Consider the following 5,948-nt stretch of genomic DNA (forward strand, 5'->3'; position numbering starts at 1 on the left):
TAGAGCCTGTCCGTAAAGTATAGATTGGACGCAGATGAATGTGATAAACAACATCACGCTGAAAAAAAATGATTTACGCAGATAAAAAATTTAATTACAAAAAGAGTAGTATCAGCGCCTGCCCCGTTGAATGCTTTGTGTTTTAATATTCAACAGGGGTTTATCTGCCGAATCAGTGTTTATCTGTGTCGAATTACATTCGGAGAATCATTGCAAAAATGCGAGTTTACGGATAGACACCACTTAGAGTCCATCCGTAAAGTAGCCTTCTCGAGAAGTCACGGACCATTCCGTGACGAATTGAAAAAATTATGTATTAAGTTAATTAGCGTTATATTTGTGAGTTGGAAAATCTTAAGTCAAGTTCAAAAAAACGGAAATTAACTCAAGATTTCCCTATTTTTCTCCGTCATTCTTGACCTTTAGATATTCGACTCGGGAATTTAGAATAACAAATATTTAGGAAAGCAACAGATGAAAATTGAATTAATAATCTTTGACTGCGATGGAGTGCTTGTGAACAGTGAACCAATTTCAAATAAAGTTTTCGCTCAAATGCTGAATGAGATAAAGATCAAAATTGACGAAGAAGAAACCACGCAACTTTTCAAAGGAAGATCAATGGAATCCTGCCGCCAAATAGTTAATTCTGAATTCAATAAAAACATATCCGACTCCTTTCTCAAAGAGTTCCGCAGAAGAACGAATAAGATTTTTGCTAAAGAATTGGAGCCAATTTCAGGAATTCAGGATGTATTGAATGAAATTAACTATCCTATTTGCGTGGCTTCAAGTGGTTCATATAAAAAAATGGAATTTACCCTAACAAAAACAGGGCTTAGAAAATATTTTGAGACAAACATCTTCAGTGCTTCAGAAGTGAAGCGAGGTAAACCTTATCCTGATATTTTTTTATTTGCTGCAAAAAAAATGGGTGTTAATCCAGAAAATTGCATTGTAATCGAAGATTCCTACACGGGAGTTCAGGCTGGTCTAAAAGCAGGAATGAAAGTTCTTTACTTCAACCCACAAAATATTGAAAAAATCAAATCTGAAAACGTGAATACCTTTTACAAGATGGATAATTTATTAAATCTGATTTTACAAATGAAAACAAATCACCAACCGGATTAAGTTATGTACCCAAGATCAGAAGTTTTTTTTACAAGTGAATTGTCAGCAGATGCAATCTGGAATATTTATAAAAAATTATCCGATAAGATCAATGGAAAAGTTGGGCTTAAAGTTCATTTTGGTGAAAAAGGCAACAAATATTTTATCAAACCCGAGATGCTACGGAAATTGGCAAAAAATCTGAAAGCACTTTTTGTAGAAACGAATGTTCTTTACGCAAGTGATCGGAGTTATACCAAGAGCCATATCGAATTAGCGGCTAAACACGGATTTGATCCATCTGCAATTGACATTTTGGATGATGAAGGGCAAATAGAATTTCCGGTTGATGGAAAGCATTTTCAAAAGGCAAAATTCGGAAGTCATATAAGTAATTATGATTATTTCGTGATCTGTTCCCATTTTAAAGGGCATGCTCTGTCTGGATTTGGGGGAGCAATAAAAAATGTTTCCATGGGCATGGCTTCCATAGCTGGAAAAATGGATATGCACGCTTCCACAATTCCAAAATACAAAAGGAAAAAATGTGTCCAATGCGGATTGTGTATTCCCGAATGTCCCGCCAATGCAATCACAATCAATCCGGTTACAATAGATAGAACAAAATGTATCGGTTGTGGAAAATGTATTGGAATTTGTCCTGAACATGTTTTCAGCGTGCCATGGAAAAGCACATCCGAATCCATCTTTATGGAAAGAATGTGCGAATATGCACAAGCATTTTTGCAGGAAAACAACGCTGTTTTTATAAACGTCCTTGCTGATATTTCCAAAGATTGCGATTGTATGTCTCACGCAGCAAGACCATTTGTTCGTGATATAGGAATTTTGGGTTCCACGGATATTGTAGCCGCAGAAAATGCTAGCTATGATCTTGTGGACAAATATTTTAAATCCGAAGACTCGTTTGAGCAAATTAATAACGTAAGCGGAAGAAATCAAATCGAATATGCACACAAAATCGGTTTGGGAAATATGGAATACGACCTGATCGATTTAGATAAATAAAAATTTGAAAGGGAATTTATGAAATCATCCAAAAAAGAATTGTGGTTCAACACGAGCAGACGAAGAGAATTTATCAACATCACACCATCCGTAAAAGAAGCACTTCGCACCAGCGGGGTGATGGAAGGGTTGTGCTTAGTAAATGCAATGCATATCACAGCGAGCGTGTTCATCAACGACGATGAGTCCGGCTTGCACAGGGATTATGAAAAATGGTTGGAAAAACTTGCACCCGAAAAACCGTATTCGCAATATGATCATAACGGATTTGAAGATAATGCCGACGCTCATCTCAAACGCCAAATAATGGGACGAGAAGTGGTAGTTGCTATTACCGAAGGTAAGCTTGATCTTGGTCCATGGGAGCAAATATTTTACGGCGAATTTGACGGAATGAGAAGAAAACGAGTTCTCATAAAAATTATTGGAGAATAATTTCTATCAGAGAAGGGAAAACGAAAAAACGGACAAAAAAGAGTGCTACGAGCGAATTACGGAAACCCTCAAATAAACTTCCTTCCCGTTAATATCCCATTTTTTCATTTTATCGGTATCCACATTTTCAACCAGATCCGTTGTCAGCGTTTCCGATTTTATATATTCACCAAATATTTCAAGAGTTTTTTTGATTTCCATTTCTTCTGAGAAAAATTCAACTTTTATACGATCCACGATCTCAAAAGCATTTTCCTTACGCATGAATTGGATTTTATTCACTAACTCGCGAGCATATCCTTGCTGAAGCAATTCAGCATCTATTTGCGTGTCGAGCACAACGAATGTTTCACCATTTCCGTTAAAAACAGAATTTTCTTTGGAATTCTCGAAAATATCTAATCCTTCCTCATCAAATTTTATTTCGATATTGTCAATCTCAAGATGATAAACGCCAGTTTGTCTTATTTCTGCAACAATATGATTTGCATCCAAATTTTTAAGTGCAGAAACAATATGCGGCATGTGTTTTCCATACTTCGGACCTAAAACTTTGAAATTCGCTTTCACTTCATAATCAATGAAATCTTCTTTACTCGTAACAAAATCAATATTAGTAACATTTATTTCTTCCACGATCAGTGCTTTCATTTTCCCAACAACATCTCTGAATTTTTCCTGCACATAAAGAGTTTTTAGAGGTTGACGCACTTTGATTTGAGCTTCATTTCTGGCAGCACGAGCCAGAGAAACTATCTCAATTATGCTTTTCATATCGTTTTCCAGAACAACATCAATGAATTCAGAATTTGAACTAGGGTAATCTTGCAGATGAACACTTTCTTCCCCGGTAAGATTTGTATAAATATCTTCAGCAAAGAACGGTGCAAATGGGGCAATTAGTTTTGCGATATTTATGAGTAATTCATACAAAGTTTGATAAGCAGCAATTTTATCTTTTTTCATGCCGGAAATCCAGCAGCGTTTACGAATTCTGCGTACATACCAATTGCTAACGTCATCCAGAATAAAAGTTTGTAAAAGACGAACAGATCGCGTTAGTTGGAAAATATCATTATTTTCTATTACTTTTTGGGTAACCGAGTTCAATCTTGAAACGATCCAGCGATCAATTTCCGGACGTTCGGAAACCGGCACAGAATATTCCTCGCGGCTATAATTATCTATATTTGCATAAGTTACAAAGAAAGATAGCACGTTTTTCAGTGTTCCGAAAAGTTTATTTGTAACCTCTTTGATTCCCTCTTCATCAAATTTTGTTGGCGTCCAAGGAGGGCTAACTGCGAGCATAAACCATCTTGTGGCATCAGCACCGTATTTATTCAATATGTCAAAAACATTGACTGCATTGCCTTTGGATTTGCTCATTTTCTTGCCGTTTTTATCCAGAACAAGGTCATTTACCAGACATCTTTTATATGAGGATTTCCCGGTGATAAAGGTTGAAATTGCAAGAAGAGTGTAAAACCACCCTCTTGTCTGATCAATTCCCTCTGCAATGAAATCTGCGGGAAAAAGCTCTTTTTCGAATTTATCTTTATTTTCAAAGGGATAATGCCATTGGGCAAACGGCATGGAACCGGAATCAAACCAGCAATCAATTACTTCCGGAGTCCGTTTCATTTTTCCGCCGCATTCAGGGCATGTAAAATAAATATCGTCCACAAAAGGTCGGTGCAATTCGATGTTCTCGGGAATCGGAGAACCGTCTTCAAATTTTCCCTTCTCTCTTAAATCAGAGATGGATTCGGGTGAATCTAGCTTGCCGCATTTTTCACAAACCCAAATATTTAGCGGAGTTCCCCAAAATCTATTTCGGCTGATCGCCCAGTCTATATTGTTTTCCAGCCAATCCCCAAATCTTCCTTCTCCAATATATTTTGGGAACCATTCGATCTGATGATTGTTTTCGATCATTTGTTTCTTGAAAGCTGAAGTTTTTATATACCAGGATTTTCGGGCAAAATAAATAAGCGGACTATCACAACGCCAGCAGAAAGGATATGTGTGTTTTATTTGTTCGCGTTTGTAGAGTGCACCGTTTCGCTTTAGAGTTCGGATAATATCCTTATCCGCATCCTTGACGAAAACTCCCGCCCAATCTGTGATCCGGTCTGTAAATTTTCCTTCTTCATTTACCGGTCGGACAAATGGCAGGTCATATTTTTTTCCAATCCGGTAGTCATCTTCACCAAAAGCAGGAGCAGTGTGAACCACGCCGGTTCCATCATCGAGAGTTACATAATCGCCGAGTGCTACAAAGAATGCTTTCTTTTCCGGTTTGATAAATGGGAAAAGTTGCTCATATTCTTTGCCTTCGAGTTCTTTACCTATAAATTCTTCCACAATTTCGTATTCATCATCCAAAACGTTTAGCCTTGATTTTGAAAGAATCAAATATTCCCCACCTGTTTTTACTTTTACGTATTTATATTCGGGATGAACTACAAGAGCCATATTAGAAATAAGTGTCCAGGGAGTTGTGGTCCAAGCAAGAAAATAAGTGTTTTCTTCGTCCTTTGCTTTAAATTTGATAAATACAGACGGATCTTCGACTTCCCGATACCCTTGAGCAACTTCATGGCTGGAAAGAGGAGTTCCGCAGCTGGGACAAAATGGAACGATTTTATTGTCTTCGTAGATCATCCCTTTTTTCCAGAATTGATTTAGCAACCACCAAACCGTCTCAATATATTCATTTGTAAGAGTGATATACGCATTATCAAGATCGAGCCAATAACCCAGCATTTTTGTCATTTCGCGCCATTCTTTTTCATATTTAAAGACTGATTCACGGCACTTTTTATTAAATTCGGCGATTCCGAACGACTCGATTTCTTTTTTATCGGAGATACCCAGCTGTTTTTGCACTTCGATTTCCACCGGTAAACCATGTGTATCCCAACCGGCTTTCCTCTTTACCTGAAAACCTTTCATGGTTTTATAGCGGCAAACAGTATCCTTCAGGGTTCGGCTGATTGCATGGTGAATTCCGGGCATGCCATTTGCGGTGGGAGGTCCTTCAAAAAAAATATATTTAGGAGCCCCCTCGCGGAAATTTTCACTCTTTTTGGCAATCCCATTTTCTTCCCAATATTTATTGATCCGTGCTTCGAATTCATTTGCTTTTTCTTTTACATCAATTTCTTTAAACATCATATCTCCGTTATTTTTTTAAATTTATTTATTATAAAAAAAACCGCAACAGGTTGCCCCATTACGGTCTATTCAAATTGTGCAATGACCGTCTATGGGTTTCTGATAATGATTATTTTTATTATGATTTTCATATTATTACCTTGATTGCGAATTTTTTTTTAGTCATTATTGTGTCAAGAAATTTGATGAAT

Annotated in this window: 4 protein-coding genes; 3 read left to right on the top strand and 1 reads right to left on the bottom strand. The window is 37.0% G+C overall.

Annotated elements, in window-relative coordinates; all coding sequences use genetic code 11:
* Positions 1 to 474 precede the first annotated feature (474 nt).
* The 3 genes from U9P79_01795 to U9P79_01805 are packed head-to-tail and all read left to right on the top strand — an operon-like array spanning position 475 to position 2,577.
* On the top strand, positions 475 to 1,134 hold the full coding sequence (locus tag U9P79_01795; GenBank protein MEA2103361.1) for an HAD family hydrolase: 660 nt from the start codon (positions 475 to 477) through the stop codon (positions 1,132 to 1,134).
* A gap of 3 nt (positions 1,135 to 1,137) precedes the next feature.
* Complete coding sequence (locus tag U9P79_01800; protein ID MEA2103362.1) at positions 1,138 to 2,142, top strand: DUF362 domain-containing protein; 1,005 nt, start codon at positions 1,138 to 1,140, stop codon at positions 2,140 to 2,142.
* A gap of 18 nt (positions 2,143 to 2,160) precedes the next feature.
* Entirely contained in the window at positions 2,161 to 2,577 is a 417-nt protein-coding gene (locus U9P79_01805) for a secondary thiamine-phosphate synthase enzyme YjbQ (protein MEA2103363.1), read from the top strand.
* A gap of 45 nt (positions 2,578 to 2,622) precedes the next feature.
* Here U9P79_01805 and ileS read toward each other — a convergent pair whose 3' ends face one another.
* Positions 2,623 to 5,754, bottom strand: a complete 3,132-nt coding sequence (gene ileS / locus U9P79_01810; protein ID MEA2103364.1) for an isoleucine--tRNA ligase — start codon at positions 5,752 to 5,754, stop codon at positions 2,623 to 2,625.
* Between the last annotated feature and the right edge of the window lie 194 nt (positions 5,755 to 5,948).

The organism is Candidatus Cloacimonadota bacterium, from assembly GCA_034661015.1.
In the GTDB taxonomy this organism is placed as follows: Bacteria; Cloacimonadota; Cloacimonadia; order JGIOTU-2; family JGIOTU-2; genus JAYEKN01.

What these genes read in the sequence shown, in the direction of transcription:
- U9P79_01795 (MEA2103361.1), top strand. Translation starts at nt 475, where the DNA reads ATGAAAATTGAATTAATAATCTTTGACTGCGATGGAGTGCTTGTGAAC.
- U9P79_01800 (MEA2103362.1), top strand. Translation starts at nt 1,138, where the DNA reads ATGTACCCAAGATCAGAAGTTTTTTTTACAAGTGAATTGTCAGCAGAT.
- U9P79_01805 (MEA2103363.1), top strand. Translation starts at nt 2,161, where the DNA reads ATGAAATCATCCAAAAAAGAATTGTGGTTCAACACGAGCAGACGAAGA.
- ileS (MEA2103364.1), bottom strand. Translation starts at nt 5,754, where the DNA reads ATGTTTAAAGAAATTGATGTAAAAGAAAAAGCAAATGAATTCGAAGCA.